17 protein-coding genes and 2 tRNA genes are annotated in these 19,197 nt (G+C 55.3%); 8 read left to right on the top strand and 11 right to left on the bottom strand.

The window, feature by feature from the left end:
• Positions 1-47: 47 nt before the first annotated feature.
• Positions 48-524, top strand: coding sequence for a GAF domain-containing protein (locus HZS81_RS12150; RefSeq protein ID WP_179930827.1), 477 nt, complete (start codon positions 48-50; stop codon positions 522-524).
• A gap of 77 nt (positions 525-601) precedes the next feature.
• Here HZS81_RS12150 and HZS81_RS12145 read toward each other — a convergent pair.
• The 3 genes from HZS81_RS12145 to HZS81_RS12135 form a co-directional block, all read right to left on the bottom strand.
• Positions 602-678, bottom strand: a tRNA-Val gene (locus tag HZS81_RS12145).
• A gap of 47 nt (positions 679-725) precedes the next feature.
• Positions 726-802, bottom strand: a tRNA-Val gene (locus HZS81_RS12140).
• Between the two features lie 94 nt (positions 803-896).
• Positions 897-2,273, bottom strand: a complete 1,377-nt coding sequence (locus HZS81_RS12135; RefSeq protein ID WP_179930826.1) for a class II fumarate hydratase — start codon at positions 2,271-2,273, stop codon at positions 897-899.
• A gap of 257 nt (positions 2,274-2,530) precedes the next feature.
• Between HZS81_RS12135 and HZS81_RS12130 the strand changes: the two genes are divergently transcribed.
• A complete protein-coding gene (locus HZS81_RS12130; RefSeq protein ID WP_179930825.1) occupies positions 2,531-2,905 on the top strand; it encodes a phasin family protein in 375 nt (124 codons plus the stop codon).
• Positions 2,906-2,970: 65 nt separating this feature from the next.
• On the opposite strand, the gene hda is transcribed toward HZS81_RS12130, so the two are convergent.
• Complete coding sequence (gene hda / locus HZS81_RS12125) at positions 2,971-3,675, bottom strand: DnaA regulatory inactivator Hda (protein WP_179930824.1); 705 nt, start codon at positions 3,673-3,675, stop codon at positions 2,971-2,973.
• A complete protein-coding gene (locus HZS81_RS12120) occupies positions 3,672-4,790 on the bottom strand; it encodes an AI-2E family transporter (protein ID WP_179930823.1) in 1,119 nt (372 codons plus the stop codon). Before HZS81_RS12120 ends, hda begins: the two co-directional genes overlap by 4 nt.
• 176 nt (positions 4,791-4,966) lie before the next feature.
• Here HZS81_RS12120 and purM point away from each other — a divergent pair, with 176 nt between their 5' ends.
• Entirely contained in the window at positions 4,967-6,034 is a 1,068-nt protein-coding gene (gene purM / locus HZS81_RS12115; RefSeq protein WP_179930822.1) for a phosphoribosylformylglycinamidine cyclo-ligase, read from the top strand.
• Positions 6,031-6,774, top strand: coding sequence for a phosphoribosylglycinamide formyltransferase (gene purN / locus HZS81_RS12110; protein ID WP_179930821.1), 744 nt, complete (start codon positions 6,031-6,033; stop codon positions 6,772-6,774). The genes purM and purN overlap by 4 nt, the downstream gene beginning before the upstream one ends.
• A 62-nt stretch (positions 6,775-6,836) precedes the next feature.
• Here purN and dcd read toward each other — a convergent pair whose 3' ends face one another.
• From dcd to HZS81_RS12085, 5 genes are all read right to left on the bottom strand, one after another.
• Positions 6,837-7,403: a dCTP deaminase gene (gene dcd, locus HZS81_RS12105; RefSeq protein ID WP_179930820.1), complete on the bottom strand. Its 567-nt coding sequence runs from the start codon at positions 7,401-7,403 to the stop codon at positions 6,837-6,839.
• A gap of 10 nt (positions 7,404-7,413) precedes the next feature.
• A complete protein-coding gene (gene apbC / locus HZS81_RS12100) occupies positions 7,414-8,214 on the bottom strand; it encodes an iron-sulfur cluster carrier protein ApbC (protein ID WP_179930819.1) in 801 nt (266 codons plus the stop codon).
• Between the two features lie 109 nt (positions 8,215-8,323).
• Positions 8,324-9,124, bottom strand: coding sequence for an enoyl-CoA hydratase-related protein (locus HZS81_RS12095; protein ID WP_179930818.1), 801 nt, complete (start codon positions 9,122-9,124; stop codon positions 8,324-8,326).
• A complete protein-coding gene (locus tag HZS81_RS12090; RefSeq protein ID WP_179930817.1) occupies positions 9,121-11,286 on the bottom strand; it encodes an acetate--CoA ligase family protein in 2,166 nt (721 codons plus the stop codon). The genes HZS81_RS12095 and HZS81_RS12090 overlap by 4 nt, the downstream gene beginning before the upstream one ends.
• Positions 11,287-11,347: 61 nt before the next feature.
• On the bottom strand, positions 11,348-12,193 hold the full coding sequence (locus HZS81_RS12085; protein WP_179930816.1) for an enoyl-CoA hydratase/isomerase family protein: 846 nt from the start codon (positions 12,191-12,193) through the stop codon (positions 11,348-11,350).
• A gap of 284 nt (positions 12,194-12,477) precedes the next feature.
• Here HZS81_RS12085 and HZS81_RS12080 point away from each other — a divergent pair, with 284 nt between their 5' ends.
• The 3 genes from HZS81_RS12080 (at position 12,478) to HZS81_RS12070 (ending at position 17,182) form a co-directional block, all read left to right on the top strand.
• Positions 12,478-13,404 carry a MurR/RpiR family transcriptional regulator gene (locus HZS81_RS12080; protein ID WP_179930815.1) on the top strand — a complete coding sequence of 309 codons (927 nt, stop codon included), beginning with the start codon at positions 12,478-12,480 and terminating at the stop codon, positions 13,402-13,404.
• 239 nt (positions 13,405-13,643) lie between these two features.
• Complete coding sequence (gene dctP, locus HZS81_RS12075) at positions 13,644-14,828, top strand: TRAP transporter substrate-binding protein DctP (RefSeq protein WP_241697487.1); 1,185 nt, start codon at positions 13,644-13,646, stop codon at positions 14,826-14,828.
• Between the two features lie 155 nt (positions 14,829-14,983).
• Positions 14,984-17,182: a TRAP transporter large permease subunit gene (locus HZS81_RS12070; protein ID WP_179930814.1), complete on the top strand. Its 2,199-nt coding sequence runs from the start codon at positions 14,984-14,986 to the stop codon at positions 17,180-17,182.
• 74 nt (positions 17,183-17,256) lie between these two features.
• Here the strand turns inward: HZS81_RS12070 and HZS81_RS12065 are convergent, their stop codons facing one another.
• Positions 17,257-18,234, bottom strand: a complete 978-nt coding sequence (locus HZS81_RS12065; RefSeq protein WP_179930813.1) for an NADPH:quinone reductase — start codon at positions 18,232-18,234, stop codon at positions 17,257-17,259.
• A 118-nt stretch (positions 18,235-18,352) separates the two neighbouring features.
• Here HZS81_RS12065 and HZS81_RS12060 point away from each other — a divergent pair, with 118 nt between their 5' ends.
• A complete protein-coding gene (locus HZS81_RS12060) occupies positions 18,353-19,126 on the top strand; it encodes a glycerophosphoryl diester phosphodiesterase (protein WP_179930812.1) in 774 nt (257 codons plus the stop codon).
• Positions 19,127-19,197: the final 71 nt, after the last annotated feature.

The raw sequence follows: 19,197 nt of genomic DNA, 5'->3' as shown, positions 1-19,197 counted from the left end.
ACCATCAGGCTGGCTTACGCCGGCCTGATGTGTTATCAGGACACGAGATGACGCAACCACCTATCGATTACGCTTTACTGGGCAAACAACTCCACGCCCTGCTAGATACCCGCGACTGGCTCACCAATAGCGCTCAGCTCAGTGCGTTTGTTTTTGAGCAAATCCCCGAACTCAACTGGGTGGGGCTTTATCTACAACGTGAGGCTGAAGTGCTCTCCCTTGGCCCGTTTCAAGGCAAGCCGGCGTGCCATCCCATTCCATTCAGCAAGGGGGTTTGTGGCGCCGCAGCACGCAGCGGGCAAACCCAGCGAGTGGATGACGTTCACGCCGTAGCCGATCACATCGCCTGCGACGCTAACTCGCGCGCCGAACTTGTGATACCCATTATGTCAGGCGATGCGCTTTGGGGCGTATTCGATCTCGACAGCCCCCAGCCAACGCGCTTCAGCGCGGCGGACCAAGCGGGCCTTGAGTCCCTCGTGGCCATCTTTACCCAGCGCACAGAGCTTCCCCGTTTTTGCTGAGCGTTATGACAAAGCGCTGGGCAGTTAAACCCCAAAAACAAAAACGCCCCATACGATTAGCGTATGGGGCGTTATTTTGGTAGGACCAGGCGGATTTGAACCGCCGACCTCCACGATGTCAACGTGGCGCTCTAACCAACTGAGCTATGGTCCTGGAAACGGGTAGTAAACTGACTAAGCTGCGGAATACTATTAATTTATTGGTAGGACCAGGCGGATTTGAACCGCCGACCTCCACGATGTCAACGTGGCGCTCTAACCAACTGAGCTATGGTCCTGCCGCTCCACAACGGATGCGTATTCTACGGCTTTATGACTGAAATGCAAGCATTTTGCACTAGCGTCGCCATAAAGCACCTGTGTGTAGCAAGCTCACTCCGGCACACCCCCCTCGGTGAGTTTTTTCGGGTTCAGTAAGCGTTCAAGCGTTGGTCGATCAAGCTCCGTTTCTTCCTCGGCAACGTCGATAATCGGTCGCCCGGCCTGATACGCTTTTTTAGCGATTGCCGCCGCCGCGTTGTACCCGATGACACCGTTAAGGGCCGTAACCAAAATGGGATTACGCGCCAACGGCTCGCTCAACTGATCTTCCCGCACGTTAAATGTTGCAATCGCTCGATCCGCCAACAAGCGTGCCGTATTGCTCATCAGCGTGACAGACGTCAGCAAATTCGAGGCCACCAACGGCAACATCACATTCAGCTGGAAGTTACCGCTCTGCCCGGCAACGGTAATCGCCGTATCCAAACCAATCACTTGCGCTGCTGTTTGCGCTGCGGACTCAGGAATGACCGGGTTCACTTTGCCCGGCATAATCGAGCTGCCGGGTTGCAGCGCCTCAAGCTCAATCTCGCCAAGCCCGGCAAGAGGGCCGGAATTCATCCAGCGTAAGTCGTTGGCAATCTTCATCACCACACAGGCCAAACCTTTAAGCTGGCCGGAGAGTTCGACGGCCGCATCCTGCGATGAGAGGCTGGCAAAAAAGCTATCGTTAGGCACAAAGCTAAGACCGGTTTGATCACTCAAGTGCTCGGCCATTCTAGCGCCAAATTCGTCCGGCGCATTAATACCGGTACCAACTGCCGTTCCACCTTGCGCCAAGCGTTGAAGGCGCGTCATCGCGCCCTCAATACGCTCAATCGCTTGATCCAACTGACTTACCCAGCCGCCAAGCTCCTGCGCCATGGTTAACGGCATGGCGTCCATTAGGTGCGTACGCCCCGTTTTCACCACGTCCTCTAGCTCGCTAGCACGCCGAGCAATCACCTCGCGCAGGTGCGTTAGCGCAGGTAGTAGCACGCTATCTACGCCAATTGCCGCGGAAACATGAATCGCTGTCGGGACCACATCGTTACTCGATTGCCCCATATTGACGTGATCATTTGGCAGTACCTCGACCCCTGCCCGGCTGGCGAGGTTGGCTAAGACCTCGTTGACGTTCATATTGCTCGATGTGCCAGAGCCGGTCTGGAAAACATCCACCGGAAAGTGAGCATCGTGCTTGCCGTCGATTACCTCTTGAGCCGCGTTTTTAATGGCAGTGGCACGCGCCTCATCGAGCAAACCCAAGGCATGATTGGTATCGGCTGCGGCGAGCTTGATGCGCGCAATAGCATGGATAAACGCAGGCGGCATTGGCTGGTGCGATACCGGGAAATTATTCACCGCGCGCTGGGTCTGGGCGCCGTAAAGCGCCTTGGTGGGGACACTTAACTCGCCCATACTATCGCGTTCGATGCGTGTCGACATGATGCTCTCCTTTTCATTAATGAAACGAACAGTCGTTAGTTACTCTTCAGCCTAACGCCCTTACCCGAGTAAGCAAATGCGCCATACGCGACTCAGGCCTCGCCTCTTATCCGGTTATTTAAAATCGCACCACTAATAATGTTGCACTGCACAAAAACAGCATCTATACTGCAACGCAACATGACGAAGATTGCATAGATATTCACACCAACGGTCTTCGCATTACCACCACAACGATCACCCTAGGAGGGTTTATCATGCGCACTATTAACACTAACGAAATGACTCAGCAGTTCGACAACATGTTCATGGCACCGGCTCGCGCTTTTGCCGCACTGAATGTCGATTTCGCCGAAAAGATGTTTAATGCCCAGCTTGACGCAGGCAAAGCCTACGTCGACACCAGCATTGCTCAAGCGCGCAGCTTCATGGACGTTAAAGACGCTGAAGGTCTGCGTTCTTACATGGAAGGCCAGCAAAAAGTCGCTAAAGAACTGGCTGAGCGTGTTAAAGGCGATACAGATAAAGTTGTCGGATTGCAGCAAGACTTCATCCAGAAGAGCCAGAAGCTGACCGAAGATAACGTCAAACAAGCGCAAGAAACGGCAACCAAGATGAGCAAAACGGCTTAATCTTCAAGCACCGCGCTTTTTCAAAACCGCCAGTGGCTTGCCATTGGCGGTTTTTTTATGCCTGTTTACCAGCCTAGCGCTTGCTTCACAAATGGGATGGTCAGTTTACGCTTTGCTGACAGCGAGGCTTGATCCAGCGTTTCCAAAGCACGGCATAGCTCGCTAAGCTCACGCGGCCCGCGGTGCAAAATATAGCGTCCTACATCGTTAGGTAGCTGCATTCCTCGGCTTTTCGCTCGTAGTTTTAACGCACCTAGGCGCTCATCATCATCCAAAGGATGAATATGAAACGTCACGCCCCACGTCAGCCGCGAGGCAAGATCCGGCAGTACAACCGGTAGCTGCCGCGGTGCTGCGTTCGCGGCAATCACTAAGCATTTACCCGCATCGCGTAAGCGGTTAAATGCGTGGAATAACCCCTCTTCCCAGCGCTTACGCCCGACGACGCACTCAAGGTCGTCGATCATGACCACGTCTAAGCGTTCAATCTCTTCTAGCATTAGCGGCGGAAAGTGGCCTAAATCCGCCAAGGGTAAATAGAGCGCGCGCTTATCGTGATCCGATGCGGCGTGACACGCCGCTTGCAGCAGGTGACTTTTACCGCTACCAGAACTACCCCATAGGAACAAATACGGCTCACCTTGAGACGCTATTTGGCTCACCAATGCTTGCACCAGCGCTGCGTTAGCCGCACTGGTATAATAGTTCTCGAAGGTGGCATCATCGCGCAACCCGACGCCTAAGGGTAACTGTGCCGGCACTCGGCTCATGGTGTCCCCCTATCGTCATAAAGATCCTGATTGAGTTTGTGCTGCTCTGAGGCTGCACTTTCGGACACCGCTTCGGCATCATATAGCGAGCTGGCTTTGTAGCGATCAAACGCTTCGCGTAAGAGCACCATGATCACCGCCGCAGCGGGCAATGCCAACAATACGCCGATAAAGCCAAACAGCTCCCCTCCTGCCAACACGGCAAAAATCACCGCCACGGGATGCAGACCAATTTTGTCACCTAAAAGCTTAGGCTGAAGCACAACACTTTCGATCACCTGGCCAATGGAAAACACCACAATGACGCCCAAGATCGCCCAAACGGTGCCCATCTGAAACAGTGCCACGACTAGCGCAATGCTCATCCCGACGATAAAGCCTAAGAATGGCACGATGCTGGCTATCCCGGAAATAAAACCGATCAAAAGGCCGAAGTTCAGCCCCATCAAACTCAGCCCCAGCGCGTATATGATGCCCAAGCACAGCATTACCAGCAGTTGCCCACGCAAAAAGGCCGAAAGCACTTCATCGCAGCGGGCGACCAACCGATAGGTATCTTCGACCCACTGTCGGGGAATCAGGTTGGCGACATTGTCAATTAACCGGTCCCAGTCAAGCAGTAAATAAAATGTCACAACGGGGACCAAAGCCACATACGTCACCCAAGAGACCAGTGCCATACTAGAGCGCCCCACCTGCCCAAGCGCCTGCGCTAAGTAGCCCCCGGCATCACGCCAGTTCTGGACCAGGATTTCGCGCAGATTCGCTACTTCCGCTTGCAAGTCGTAGCCTGTCCACGCTTGCAGCTGAGGGGCAAGCGTGACTTCTACCCATTGCAAAATGGCCGGAAGCGCTTCACCTAACTCTTTCACCTGCTGAATAATCAGCGGCACCACAATCAGCAAACTCACGATCAGAATCAGCGAGAGCACCAAAAAGACACTCGTCACAGCCAGAGGGCGCTTCATCCCCCAGCGTTCAAAGTGATTAGCCATCGGATCGGCCAGATAGGCTAGAATCATGCCGGTCACAAACGGCATTAGGACCGCATCGAGCAAATAGATAAACCCTGCGATGACCACCAACAGCAGGATTCCCCACCAAGAATGACGCATTCAGCGACTCCTCCATGAACCAAAAGGCTGGTTAGCCTGTCGTGTTACGCTGCTTGTAGCGATGCGACTAACGCCGCTGGGTGTTACAATTCGGCCTGTTACCGCATCGGCGCTGGCTATCCGCCAGCATTAGCATCGTTACTTTCATCGATATTTTTTGCACCACAGGATCTGCTATGACCGAGACCCCCTATTCATCCACCAAGCCCTCGCTAAGCTACAAGGATGCGGGCGTTGACATTGACGCGGGTAACGCCCTTGTTGACCGCATTAAGCACGTAGCCAAGCGTACCTCGCGCCCAGAGGTAATGGGAGGCCTCGGTGGTTTTGGCGCCCTGTGTGAGCTTCCCAAAAACTATAAAGAGCCGGTGTTGGTATCGGGCACCGACGGCGTGGGCACAAAATTACGCCTAGCGATGGACCTTGGCAAACACGACACCATCGGCATCGACCTTGTCGCCATGTGCGTTAACGATCTGATTGTTGCCGGTGCCGAGCCACTGCTCTTTCTTGACTACTATGCCACGGGAAAGCTCAACGTGGATATCGCCGCCGACGTCGTCGAAGGCATCGGTGCCGGTTGCGAGCAAGCAGGCTGCGCGCTTGTTGGCGGTGAAACAGCCGAAATGCCGGGCATGTACGAAGGTGACGATTACGATCTCGCCGGCTTCTGCGTGGGTGTCGTCGAGAAAGCGAACATCTTGGACGGCAGTAACGTCAGCGACGGTGACGTGCTATTAGGGTTGGCTTCGTCGGGACCGCACTCCAACGGCTATTCGCTGATTCGCAAAATTCTTGAGGTGAGTGAGGCGCCGCTCGACACCGCCATCGATGGCAAGCCGCTAAGCGAAGCGCTGATGGCGCCAACGCGCATCTATGTCAAGCCATTGCTATCTCTAATGCGCGAAACGGATACGCCCGTCCATGCCTTGTCGCATATTACCGGCGGTGGGTTGTTGGAAAACATTCCACGCGTGCTACCCGAGCATTTAGCCGCGCACATCGATATCGCCAGCTGGCAACGCCCTGATGTCTTCAACTGGTTGAAAGCCCAAGGCAACGTTGACGAAACTGAAATGCACCGGGTGCTCAACTGCGGTATCGGCATGGTGATCGTTGTCCCGCCGGCTCACGCCGACAAAGCCCGCGCGCACCTGCAAGCGCAAGGCGAAACGGTTTACACCTTGGGCAACATCGTACCACGTGAAGGTGACGCCGTGACGTTGGAGAATCTTCCCGCATGAGCAGCACCGATTACACCAGCGATACGTTAAAAGAGATAGAACCCGAAGCCACGGACGCACGCCGCATTGTGGTGCTGCTTTCCGGTAGCGGCAGTAACTTGCAAGCGTTGATCGAAGCGCAATCCCACGACCGGTTGGGCGGTGAGATCGTTGCGGTTATCTCTAACGAGGCGGATGCCTATGGACTAAAGCGCGCCCGCGACGCCGGCATCGATGCGGTGGCTCTACCGCATCGCGAATACGATAGCCGCGAGGCTTACGACGGGGCGTTGATCAAGGTCATCGAGCGTCACGAGCCCGACCTCATTGTGCTCGCCGGTTTTATGCGCATCCTGACACCGCGCTTTGTGCAGCGTTTTCTCGGGCGAATGCTCAATATCCACCCGTCGCTGCTGCCCGCCTACCGGGGCCTAAATACCCACGCTCAAGCGCTCGCCGATGGCGTGTCAGAGCATGGCTGCAGCGTTCATTTTGTGACCGAAGAGCTCGACGGCGGTCCGGTGGTGATTCAGGCCGCCCTCAAGGTTAGCGCCGATGACACCATTGAGACGCTAAAAGAAAAAGTCCACGCCCGCGAGCACTTGATCTACCCCATTGCGGTCGGCTGGTTTTTAAACGGCCGCCTACAATACAGCGGGACAGGGGCCACACTGGACGGCACCGCGTTGCCACCTCAGGGCCTCCGCTTAAGCCACGAAGACGCCGCTGAGGAGCTTGACGAACTCGACGATCACGCCTAAGCCAAACGCAAAACGGCGCTTGAGCGTTTGTACGCCAAGCGCCGTTTTTTGTGCCCTGCTTTTTAGGTTCGGGGGAGTGTCACTCCCTGCTGGCCCATGTACTTACCGCCCCGGTCTTTATAGGACGTTTCACAAATCTCATCGGATTCCAAAAAGAGCATTTGCGCCACGCCTTCGTTGGCGTAGATTTTGGCTGGCAGGTTGGTGGTATTGGAAAATTCCAGCGTTACGTGCCCTTCCCATTCGGGCTCAAGCGGCGTCACGTTGACGATAATCCCACAACGCGCGTAAGTCGATTTTCCCAAGCAAATGGTCAGCACGCTGCGCGGGATACGAAAATATTCCACCGTACGCGCCAGCGCGAAAGAGTTAGGCGGAATAACGCAGACATCCCCCTTCACATCGACAAAGCTCTTATCGTCAAACCCTTTCGGGTCGACCACCGCCGAGTGAATATTGGTGAACACCTTAAAATCATCGGCGCAGCGCACATCGTAGCCATAGCTTGATGTGCCGTACGAGATCACGCGCTGGCCATCAACGTAGCGCACCTGTTCTGCTTCAAAAGGCTCAATCATGGCGTCACTGGCGGCCATGCGACGAATCCATTTATCCGATTTAATGCTCATTGCGTTACTATCACTCACTAAAAGAAATCGTCGGGCCTTGCTCGGCGGCGCCGTCCACACCTGCTGCTACACGCTTGGCGATCTCACCAAACGTCTGGCTCACGGGGCTATCTGGCTCAGATATCACACTCGGGTTGCCGGAATCCGCCAGTTCACGAATCGACAAACTCAGCGGCAAGCGACCAAGCACTTGGGTTTCGTACTCGGCTGCAATCCGCTCGCCGCCACCGCTACCAAAAATGGGCGCTTCGTGACCGCAATTTTCACAGTGATACGTGCTCATATTCTCGACAATGCCGAGCACCGGCACGTTAACCTTGCGGAACATCTCGATGCCCTTGCGCGCATCCAGCAACGCAATATCCTGCGGTGTGGTGACGATGACAGCCCCAGACACCGGTACGCGCTGCGAAAGTGTTAGCTGAATATCACCGGTACCAGGTGGCATATCGATGAGCAGAAAATCAAGATTATCCCACTGGGTTTGGGTTAAGAGCTGTTGGAATGCACCGACGACCATGGGGCCACGCCATACCATGGGCTCGCGGGTGTTAACCAGAAACGCCATCGACATGGCCTGAATGCCATGGGCTTCAAGCGGGAAAAACTTATCTTCCCCTGCAGCTTGCGGGCGCTCACCTTCTTTCACGCCGAGCATCTGGGCCTGGCTTGGTCCGTAAATATCGGCGTCCAACACGCCCACACGGTAACCCTGCGCTGAAAGCGCTAGGGCTAAATTAACCGTTACCGTGGATTTACCCACGCCACCCTTGCCCGAGGCAACGGCGACGATATGTTTCACCCCTTCCATTCGTGGCACTCCTCGTCAATTGATTAAACCATCGCCTGCGATAATACGCGCAAGCGGCTCATTCATAAACTGACGAAAAGCGCACAGGGAAAATACGCGTTTTTAACGCCTATTTTTTCGCCATGCTATCCAGCATTTTATTCACGGCGTCTAAATGTTCCGGTTCATTGTGACACATGCCTTGGAAGGTGGCGCAGACGTCAAGAAAGCCTTTCAGCTCCATATTGGGCGCCATTTTCATTAGCCGTTTGGTCAGCCGCGTGGCGTTGGGCGGCTGCGCGGCAATACGCTCGGCATGCACCCGTGCCGCCTCCATCAGCGCGTCAGGCTCTGCCACTTCTAGCACAATGCCATAGGCTTTGGCTTCTTCGGCATCAATGATGCGGCCTGAAAGCGTGAGTTCAAACGCGCGCTGGTAACCAATCAAACGCTGCATGAACCAGGCACCGCCATCGCCGGGAATGATCCCCAAATTAAGAAATGTCTCGCCGAACTTCGCCTTGCGTGAGGCAATACGGATATCTGCCATATTGGCCAGATCAAACCCCGCACCAATCGCCGGCCCATTAACCGCCGCGATAATTGGTGCCTCTACATCTTGCAATGCTAGCGGTATGCGTTGAATACCCCGCCGGTAGCGCTCGGCCACTTCGGCAACATTGCCAGCAAAATCGCCCCTGCGGTTGGCCATGTCTTTAACGTTTCCACCAGCAGAGAACGCTGAGCCCGCGCCGGTGATCAGCAGCACTGACACGTCGTCGCAGCGGTTGACCCACTCGGCCACCGCCACGATATCGTCAGCCAGCGCCGTCCCGGTTAGGGCGTTACGTACATCGTGGCGGTTTAGGGTTAACGTCGCGATACGATGCTCGAGCTTTAATGTGGCGTCTTGCAGTGTCGGCAGGGTCATTGGGGCTCCTCAACAATAATTCGCGCATCCACCACGGCGTAGCCATCGGAGTAGGCAATCACCGGGTTCATATCCAATTCAGCAATGTGGGGGTAGGCTTCTACGATACGTGAAACGCTGAGCAGAAGCTCAACGAGTGCCCCTTTATTAATCGCTGAGGCGCCGCGCACGCCTTCGAAAAGTTTCTTCGCTTTGATTTGCTCCACCATCGCGGCAGCATCATGGTGGCTAAGCGGTATGGCGCGGAAGGCCACGTCTTCAAGAATCTCGACAAACACACCACCAAGGCCAAACATCAACACCGGGCCAAAAATCGGGTCGCGCATCATGCCGATGATCACCTCAAGGCCCTTTTCCGCCATGGGCGTTACCAATACGCCCTCGATGTCGGCGTTAGCATCATAAACACGGGCGGACGCCATAATCTGATCAAAACCGCCCCGCAGTGCCGCCTCACCGACTAAATTAAGTTTAACGCCGCCCGCCTCGGATTTATGCAGAATATCTTTCGATACTACCTTCATCGCCAGCGGCTGAGCGCCAAACTCGCGGGCAATTTCACCAAGCTCATCGACACGGCGAACGACGCGCTCGACCGGCACGCGGATACCGTGCTCCGCGAGAAGCGTTTTTGCTTCAAACTCTAACAAGTCACGCCCCTGAGCTTGCGCCTGGCGTAGCAACGTTCGCCCATTTTCCGTGGCTTGTGTTTGTTTTTCGGGCTTCAATACGGCGCATTGCGCTAGATACTCGCCGCGCTCACCGAGTGCTGCAAGCACCCGCACGGCGTGCTCAATTGAGGTGTAAACCGGCAGGCCCGCTTCGTGTAAGCGCCGAAGTGCAGGCGGCTTGACCGGCGCGTAAAGACTGTAAACCACTAGCGGCTTTGAGGTACTATGGGACAGATCCACCATCGCCTCGGCGCCGCGCATCTCGTCACCCAGCAGTGACTCGGCAAAGCGCAAGCTGTAGCCGCCGAACATCCCCACGAGAAACACGCTATCGACGTTATCGTCGGAGGCGACAATCTCCATACATGTGGCAAGCAGCGACGGGTTGGCATCCGATGTGCCAGCAACGTCCACGGGGTTTGCGGTAGAGGCCTGAGGAAACAGTATCTCGCGTAGTTTGGCACGCGTTTCATCCGAGAGCTCGGCAAGGGTCAGGCCAGTTTCGGCTAAGCGGTCAGAGGCAATAGTCGCCTGGCCGCCGCCGTCGGCGATCACCGCTACGCGCTTGCCGCACGCTTTCTGCAAAAGGCCCAAGCCTTCGGCCACCGGCAAAATTTCATCGGAGTACTGCACCACACTCACGCCAGATTGGCGCAGCAGGTCCACCGTCATTTGGTAACTGCCCGCTAGCGCCCCAGTATGCGAACTGGCCGCTTTTTGGCCTTGCTCAGTGGAGCCAGATTTGTACACCACCACCGGCTTCATCGCCGTCACATCGCGGGCGACCTGCAGGAACTTGCGGCCGTCGCGAAAGCCTTCCACATAAAGCGTGGCAACGCGTGTGTGCTCATCCTCACCGAGATAGCGCAGGTAGTCGTTAAAGCCGATATCGCTCTGGTTTCCCGGGCCAATGTAGGTGCTAAACCCAACTTGGCCGTTGTGCTGCGCTTCTAACGCCAGCGACAACAGCATGTTGCCCGACTGCGACACTATCCCAATATTCCCGGGCTTAACGTTATCGAGGGCAAGCAAGTTCAGCCGATGGTGTAGGTTGAACACACCCGATGTATTGGGGCCGATAATACGCACGCCATGAGCACGCGCCTCGGCCATCATTGCCTGATCAAGGCGCGCCCCTGCGTCCCCCACTTCGCCGAAGCCGCTGGCAAGAATGACCGCGCCTTTGATGCCGTGCCGGCCGCACTCGCCAATTAACCCCGGGATGGTCGCTGCAGGGGTACAAATCAGCGCAAGCGCTGGATTACCCGGAATGTCTGCCACCGATGGCCACGCTTTTACCCCTAAGATCATATCGGCTTTGGGATTAACCGGGTAAATCTCGCCTCGGTAACCGTCTTTAATTAGGCCTACCATGGCTTTGTAGCCGCGTTTGGTTGGGTCGGCAGATGCCCCCACCACAGCAATACTGGTGGGCGCTAAAATATCGTGAAGCGGGCTACGCAGGGGAAGATGACCTTCAATCGGATTCATGCCTAAACCTTTAACCTTTGCAATACAGCAAGACTGCCTTGAGACGAGAAAAACAAACGGGTTAGCGACCTTGGAAGCTCGGCTTGCGCTTTTGCGCGAAGGCATCCACGCCCTCCTGCCAGTCATCCGTGGTCGAGCAGGTGAAAACGGCGTCTAGCTCCTGCTGGAGATGGCTATCGACATCGTTGGCACTGCTAACATTCACTAAGCGTTTAAGCATGGCCATCGACACCGGGGCCTGCTCGGCGAGTTTTGCGCCGAGCACATGGGCTTCGACGAGCAGTTGGTCTTGCGGGTAAGCGGCCAGTGCCAGCGAGATACGCGCCGCCTCCGTGCCGGTAATTTTCTCACCAGTGAACAGCAGTCGCCGCGCCTGTACGAGCCCGACAATTTGCGGTAAAACCTTCGAGACTCCACCGCCTACGCAGGTACCGATACTCGTCTCGGGGAAGCCTATCTGTGCATTTTCAGCCATCACAATAAAGTCACAGGCCACTGCCATTTCCGCACCGGCGCCCAGGGCGTAACCATTGATCGCCGCTACTACGGGCTTTTTCAGCCGATAAACCGCTTCACAAACATCGTTGCCCAGCTGCAAGTACTGGCGGCGTTGATAGAGTGTACGCGCAGCACCGCCATGCTCTTTCATATCGGCGCCAACGCAGAATGCCCGCCCTTCGCCGGTTAACACCACGGCACGCACGTTTTCCGCCCGCTCAGCCACTGCGAGCGCATCAAGCAGCTCGGTATAAAACGCTTCCACCACCGCATTGAGCCGGTGCGGGCGATTAAAACGAATTTCGAGCACCTGCTCCTGCAAAGAAACCAGCAGTGTTTCATAGGGTGGTATCGCATCGGCTGTTAGCGTGAAGCGAGGCGAGACGTGATAGGGGGTGTGAATCGGCATAATGGTAGTCAAAGCCTGCGATAAATCGTTAAGCGTGGGTGGGTAATGCGAACGTGCGCATCGCGCCGAATAAAACATTTGTGTTATAAATACATTTAATTAAACACAATTGTTTTACTCGTATCGTAGTCCACGGAATTCACCCTCGTCAACACACTCGTACCGTTACCAATCAACAATGAAACAAATGTATCTCTTCCACTCGACACAGCGATGCCCACCGCACCAGCCGTGGGTTACAATGCCCCACTTTTTCGCATGCTGCCGAGGATTAGGAGCCGTGTATGTCAGACCCTACTCAGCATGACCCAACAGAGTTCTTGCCCGTTACGCCACCCTCTGTTCGCCCAGATGAGATTAATCAACAACTGGCAGAGGCTTATTCTGACCTTAGCCCCCAGCTCAAACTGGCCGCGGGCTATGTTCTCGAGCACCCGTTGGATATTGCCTTTCAATCGATTCGTAAATCCGCAGCGGCGGCAGAGGTTACCCCTTCTACGCTTGTCCGCTTGGCCAAAAGGCTGGGGTTTGATAGCTATGAGCTATTTCGCGACGTGTTTCAGTCGGCGGTACAAGCGGGACCGGTCGAGTTTTCCGGACGCGCCAGCCAGTTACGCAACCTAGCCAGCCAGACTGATGACCGAGTGTTCCTTGATGTCGGCGATGCGGCCTTCGATAATATTGGCCGCCTATTTACCGCCGACAATCAATCACGCGTTCGCGACGCCGCCCAGATGATTCTGGGCGCACGCAAAGTGGCAGTGGTTGGGTTTCGCGATACGTTTGCCTGCGCCTACCACTTCGCCTACGTGGGGCGCATCGCGATACCAGATATCCATCTCATTCGCGGCCTGGAAGGCGGGCTTTTGACCGAGCTTGACCGCTTTGATGAGGACGATGTTGTGGTCGTCTTCGGTTTTGAGCCTTACTGCGCCGAAACGGTTAAAGCGCTAGATGTCACCCGCGCTAACGGGGTGAAAGCCATCGTGGTGACGGACACCATGCGGTCACCGCTAGTGCCGGGCGCGCAAATCACGTTTAACGTCGCCAACACGACGCCCCATTTCTTTCCCTCGATTCTGTCCGCGATCACACTGATCGAAGCGATTTTGGCGGAGTGTGTCGCCTTCGGCCCTAACGATTTGGTCGACAACGTTTCGAAATTTGAGCAACGCATGCGTCACATGGGGGCATATGTCGATGTGGACTAACGGTGCTTAGGCTTCAATAAATGTCGCCATTTTTACCTTAGTCATTCGCCTTACTATGGCGACCGTTGAAAAAAATAATTGGCTCTTAGCTCAGGACTCGCTAAATTCTCTTTACGTGAAGTGATGCTTTTACGTTAGGCATTACCTTACTTGTGCCACAGGGAGACCCTAAGTGGTGCACTTTTCAGTATAGGAATACAAAAAAATCTGTGGTCTGAACCACTGCTGGAGTTTCCAACATGCCAAATAACAAGCACAACGTTAATGAACCGTCTTCTATTTCTACATCGACCGAACAGCCTTCTCTTTTAACTAACGCTTCGAATGCCTCGACCACGCGACGCAACTTCCTCAAAACCGCCGCGGTAGGTTCCGCTGCTGCCGTCGCCGCGCCTTGGATTGGTAACGTTCAGGCTCAGGAAGGCATCCGCATTCGCATGCAGTCCTCTTGGCAGCCGGGTACGACGGGCTACCGAATCTTTGAGGAGTGGGCCGCTGGTGTTGCCGAGGCGACAGGGGGCGAAGTGCGCATCGAGCCCTTCCCCGCCGGTGCTGTAGCAGGTGCTTTTGAAGTCGCTGATGCGGTGCGCAACGGCGTCCTCGACGGCCAAAACTGGTTTACCGTCTACTGGCCTGGCAAAATGCCCGCCGGTGTATTCCTTACCGCCTACCCGATGGGCCTTTCTGTGCCACACCAGTGGGATATGATGTTCGGCGCTTACGGTGGCTTTGGTATCGCCAAGGACCTCTACCGCAAGCAGGGTCAGGAGCTGCTGGGCTATGTCCATCACGACCTCAACCTAATTCACTCCAAGGTTCCGTTGCGCAGCTTCGATGATTTCAAAGGGGTTAAGATTCGCATGCCGGGGGGTATCGTTGCCGAAACCTTCGCTTCAATCGGTGCGCAAACGACTCTGCTGCCGGGTTCCGAGGTCTATCCAGCGCTTGAAAAGGGCATCATCGACGCAGCCGATTACACCGGCGCAGCGGTCAATTACGAGCTAGGCTTCTGGCAAGTGGCCGACTACATCATCATGGGGCCGCCTTCTACGCCCTGCTTGCACCAGGCTGTCGACTTGATGGACATCTCCGTCAACCGTCGCACCTTCGAGCGTATGTCACCGCAAACCCAGGATCTGATGCACGACTTGGTAGCCGCCTATTCACGCGAGCACTATGCGGCGATCCAAAAAGCCAACGCCGAAGCATGGCCCAAATACCGCGAGAAGGGCGTGGAGATCATCCACCTTACCGAAAACGATGCCAGCCGCTTCCGCGATGCCGCCATCCCGCTATGGTTCAAGTGGGCCAACAAAGATCCAGATGCTGCCCGCCTGTTTAGAGCGCACCTCAACACCATGATGGATCCTGCGGTAGGGTTGGTCACCGAGGAGGACATACAGGGTTACGAGCTCAACGCTTGATGCTCAACGTCTGACCTACCTGTTCGACAATCGGGTGTTGCGAAGCAAAATCGCAACACCCGTTTTGGCCAGAATAACCACTATTGTTCCGCATCCCCTCGACTCGATGATCCGGAACCGTCGCCGATGAGTGATGGTGTCACGGAGGAGTGTCCATGAATCTTAATATCGATTTCGTTCTTCCACACTGGCTTTACTGGTCGGTGCTGATTCTTTTGCCACTGGTGGTGATGTTTTTCGTCGATCGTAGCTTCCGTCGTGGCGCTACCATTGATGGTGGTAACGTTGCCGAAGTCCCTCCTGGCGAAGAGGTTGAGGCGGCTTACCAGCCACCGGGTAACGTATTTACCATCATTGTTGACCGCATTTCCGGGTTTTCCGGCCGCTATGTGGCCTATTGGGCGTTGATCGCACCCTTCGTCTTCGCCTACGAAGTGTTGATGCGCTATGCCTTCAACTCGCCGACTAACTGGGTGCATGAGTCGATGACGTTGATGTTCGGCATGCAGTACTTGATTGCCGGTGCTTATGCCCTTCGCGAAGGTGGCCATGTCCGTGTCGATATTCTGTACACCCGGGCAAAGCCACTTAACAAAGCGGCGCTGGACTTGGTGACCTCGGTTTTCTTCTTCATCTTCACCATCGCCTTGCTGTTTACGGGGTGGAAATTCTTCTCTCAAGCAGTAAGCGATGAATACTTTTTCGGTTCCAGCTACTCCAACGAATCCTCTTTCACTGAATGGGCCATCCAGTTCTACCCGGTGAAATTCATGCTCTTCTTTGGCGCGCTTCTTCTGCTACTGCAGGGGCTCGGCCAACTGATTCGTGACGCTCAGGCATATCGCTATCACTGGCGCTCACATGATGGCAGTCGGACCTTCGCGCACGTGCTACTTATCATTGCTGGCTTGCTAGCGGCTTGGGTGGCCTTCGAGATAATTAACATCGCGGTTACTGACTACGACAGCCTGGCAGGAAGTCTTGAAAACAGCCTTGGCTCCGTCGGCATCGGTGCCTTAACGTTGGTGATGTTCGGTTCGCTGATGGTGGTGCTGGTAGCAGGTTTGCCGCTGGCCTTCGTGACAGGTGGTCTAGGGGTGGCTTTTCTCTACCTAATCGGCGATCAGAACATGCTCAATCTGATGCCGTCGCGCATCTTCCCGATGATGACCAACTATCAGCTCTCGGCCATTCCGCTGTTCATCTTCATGGCATCGGTGCTCGAAAAAGCGGGGATTATTGAGGAGCTCTTTGACGTCGTCTATAAGTGGATGGGTGGCCTCAAAGCAGGCCTGGCCATCGCCACCATCATCGCATCCACGCTACTGGCTGCGATGGTCGGCGTGATTGGCGCAGCGGTGGTCACCATGGGCCTGATCGCCCTGCCAGCGATGCTCAAGCGTAACTACGACCCGGAAATTGCCATTGGCTCGATCATGGCCGGCGGCACCTTGGGCATTCTCATCCCACCCTCGATACTGGCGATTATCTACGGCGTCATCGCTCAGCAATCGGTGGGCGAATTGTATCTAGGCTCGTTGATTCCCGGTTTGATGCTGGCCTTCATGTACGGCTTTTACTGCTGGATACGTGGCACCTTAAACATCAACATGGCGCCGCCGATGCCGGTCGAAGACCGAGTTGACATGAAAGAAAAGCTGCGCCTGCTGCGAAACATGCTGGCTCCTATCGTCCTGGTTGTGCTGGTGCTGGGTATCATCTTTACCGGCATCGCCACCCCCGTGGAAGCAGCGGGTATCGGTACCTTCGGTGCCCTGGTAGTAGCCGCCATGCACAAGCGCCTGACCTGGGCCAACCTGCATGCCGCCTGTATGACCACGCTAGTGGCTTCTGCCATGGTGATGTGGATTATCTTCGGTGCCAGTATCTTCGTCGGCTTCTATATCTTGCAAGGCGGTCAGACCTTCGTGCAGGAGCTGATTTCTGGTGCGGGTCTTGGGCCCTATGCGGTGCTGCTGCTGATGATGGTACTACTGGTGGCGTTGGGGATGTTCCTCGACTGGGTAGGCATCTTACTACTAGCAGTGCCAATCTTTGTGCCGCTTATTGAGGGACTTGCCTTTGACGGTGTGCTTGGGTTACCCGGCGTAGACCCAACCGACGTATCGCTGTGGTTTGGCGTTATCTATCTGGTCAATATGCAAATGTCGTTTTTGAGCCCGCCGTTTGGCTATGCACTGTTCTATATCAAGGGAGTCTGTCCGCCGCATATCACCATGGCGCAGATTTTCCGCTCATCCTTCCCCTTCCTGGGCATCCAGGCGTTGGGGCTACTGCTGGTGATACTCTTCCCGGCGTTGGTCACTTGGCTGCCTAACTTGGCCTACGGCTAGCCACTAGGTACTGTTTGCTCCCTTTACCGCCCTCGCCTTGCGAGGGCGGTTTTGCGTTTTAACGCAATAACGCTTTAGGGCAATAAAACCGTTGAGCCGGTTGTCTGACGACTCTGCAGCGCGTCCTGGGCTTTGCCAACGTCTTTTAGCGGATAACGGTTCGCCACGTCGATATGGATCTTGCCGCTTTCCAGCATGGCAAAGAAGTCCTCGCACATCATTTCGAGGCGCTCACGGGTATCCGCGTAGCCATTCAAACTTGGACGGGTAACAAACAGCGAACCTTTCTTATTGAGAATGCCGATATTCACGCCATCAACCGGGCCGGATGCGTTGCCGAAGCTGACCATCAAGGAACGCGGTTTCAGGCAGTCCAGCGACATCTCCCAGGTATCTTTGCCCACCGAGTCGTAAACCACGTCACACATCTCACCGTTGGTTAGCTCGCGCACGCGCTGCACGACATCCTCTTCGGTGTAATTGATGGTCGCCCAGGCACCGTTGGCCATGGCTAAATCGGCTTTATCTTGTGAACTGACAGTGCCAATCAGCTTTACGCCTAACGCCTTGGCCCACTGGCAGGCAATCGAACCGACACCGCCGGCTGCCGCGTGGAATAAAATCGTTTCACCGCCCTTTAGCTCGTAGGTTTGGCGCAGTAAATACTGCACCGTTAGCCCTTTGAGCATGCTGGCCGCAGCGGTTTCAAAATCAACAAAATCGGGCAGCTTAACGACTTTATCGGCAGGGAGCGTATGGTGCTCGGCGTAAGCCCCCAGCGGGCCTTGGGCATAAGCCACTCGATCGCCTTCTTTTAGGTGGGTGACGCCCTCGCCCACGGCATCTACCACGCCAGCGCCTTCGGTGCCCAGCCCCGAGGGCATGGCGGGTGCAGGGTAAAGTCCGGTGCGAAAATAGATATCGATAAAATTAAGGCCAATTGCCTTGTTGGCAATGCGGACTTCGCCAGCCGCTGGCGCATCCAGGGCCACATCGACCAGCTCAAGCATTTCTGAACCACCAGTTTTAGCAAATTGAATCCGTTGAGACATGCGGGGGAACTCCTTTTTATTGAGGAATCCAGCACGCTAACGCTATCGGGACGGCTGCGCAACGCAGCTGTCACAACGCGCATGATAGACTCCAGCTATATTGGCTAACGGAACGCTCATGATGCACCCAGAAATCTCGCTGCCCGCCTTAATTGCTCACCGCGGTTATTCGTCCGCAGCACCTGAAAACACTCTGGCCGCCGTTAAAGCCGCGCATGACGCAGGCACTCGCTGGGTAGAGCTCGATGTGCAGCTTCTCGGCGATGGCACAGCGGTTATTTGGCACGACAAAGACGTTTCGCGCTGCTCCGATGGGCATGGAAATATAAGCCGTATAAGCTGGGCGCAAGCGTGCCAGCTTGACGTGGGCAGTTGGTTTGGCGATGCCTTTCGCGGTGAGCGCATGGCCAGCTTAAAATCCATGTTAGCGCTTTTAGACACACTCGCCATGGGTGTCAATATAGAACTTAAGGTTAACAAAGGCCGTGACGGCGAAGCACTGGTCGACCGCGTCATCCCCCTACTGATGTCAGCGCTACCGCCTGAGCGGTTGATTGTTTCGTCATTTGATATTCAGGCGCTGAAGCGCTGCCGCCAACACGCCAATGCACAGGAGCTAGCATTGGGGGCACTCTTTCGTGCACTACCTGCCAACTGGCGATCTCAGTGCGAGGCCATCGACGCTTATAGCGTACATTGCCACTGGCCACGGTTGTCACGCCATCACGTCAACGCGGTACGCGACGCGGGTTACCAACTACTTTGCTACACCGTCAACGACCCAAGTGCGTTTCACCCGTACTGGGCATGGGGTGTTACAAGCGCCTTTACGGATGACCCGGACACGTTTCAGCGCTACCTAAAAAGCCATCAAGACGAGGCAAAACAATAAAATACAGTGGTGCTCATATTAGCGCCGCCATCTAAGCCAAGTGAGAGCACTTCGTATTGCCCCTTTTTGCA

This window comes from Vreelandella salicampi, assembly GCF_013415105.1.
GTDB classification, from domain to species: Bacteria; Pseudomonadota; Gammaproteobacteria; order Pseudomonadales; family Halomonadaceae; genus Vreelandella; species Vreelandella salicampi.
This window is presented reverse-complemented; position numbering and strand designations above follow the sequence as displayed.

Bases quoted from the DNA above. Each gene is read 5' to 3' on its own strand.
- HZS81_RS12080 (WP_179930815.1), top strand. From the start codon at position 12,478: ATGTCAGACCCTACTCAGCATGACCCAACAGAGTTCTTGCCCGTTACG.
- HZS81_RS12085 (WP_179930816.1), bottom strand. From the start codon at position 12,193: ATGCCGATTCACACCCCCTATCACGTCTCGCCTCGCTTCACGCTAACA.
- purM (WP_179930822.1), top strand. From the start codon at position 4,967: ATGACCGAGACCCCCTATTCATCCACCAAGCCCTCGCTAAGCTACAAG.
- HZS81_RS12130 (WP_179930825.1), top strand. From the start codon at position 2,531: ATGCGCACTATTAACACTAACGAAATGACTCAGCAGTTCGACAACATG.
- hda (WP_179930824.1), bottom strand. From the start codon at position 3,675: ATGAGCCGAGTGCCGGCACAGTTACCCTTAGGCGTCGGGTTGCGCGAT.
- dcd (WP_179930820.1), bottom strand. From the start codon at position 7,403: ATGAGCATTAAATCGGATAAATGGATTCGTCGCATGGCCGCCAGTGAC.
- apbC (WP_179930819.1), bottom strand. From the start codon at position 8,214: ATGGAAGGGGTGAAACATATCGTCGCCGTTGCCTCGGGCAAGGGTGGC.
- HZS81_RS12090 (WP_179930817.1), bottom strand. From the start codon at position 11,286: ATGAATCCGATTGAAGGTCATCTTCCCCTGCGTAGCCCGCTTCACGAT.
- purN (WP_179930821.1), top strand. From the start codon at position 6,031: ATGAGCAGCACCGATTACACCAGCGATACGTTAAAAGAGATAGAACCC.
- HZS81_RS12065 (WP_179930813.1), bottom strand. From the start codon at position 18,234: ATGTCTCAACGGATTCAATTTGCTAAAACTGGTGGTTCAGAAATGCTT.
- HZS81_RS12095 (WP_179930818.1), bottom strand. From the start codon at position 9,124: ATGACCCTGCCGACACTGCAAGACGCCACATTAAAGCTCGAGCATCGT.
- HZS81_RS12070 (WP_179930814.1), top strand. From the start codon at position 14,984: ATGAATCTTAATATCGATTTCGTTCTTCCACACTGGCTTTACTGGTCG.
- dctP (WP_241697487.1), top strand. From the start codon at position 13,644: ATGCCAAATAACAAGCACAACGTTAATGAACCGTCTTCTATTTCTACA.
- HZS81_RS12135 (WP_179930826.1), bottom strand. From the start codon at position 2,273: ATGTCGACACGCATCGAACGCGATAGTATGGGCGAGTTAAGTGTCCCC.
- HZS81_RS12120 (WP_179930823.1), bottom strand. From the start codon at position 4,790: ATGCGTCATTCTTGGTGGGGAATCCTGCTGTTGGTGGTCATCGCAGGG.
- HZS81_RS12060 (WP_179930812.1), top strand. From the start codon at position 18,353: ATGATGCACCCAGAAATCTCGCTGCCCGCCTTAATTGCTCACCGCGGT.
- HZS81_RS12150 (WP_179930827.1), top strand. From the start codon at position 48: ATGACGCAACCACCTATCGATTACGCTTTACTGGGCAAACAACTCCAC.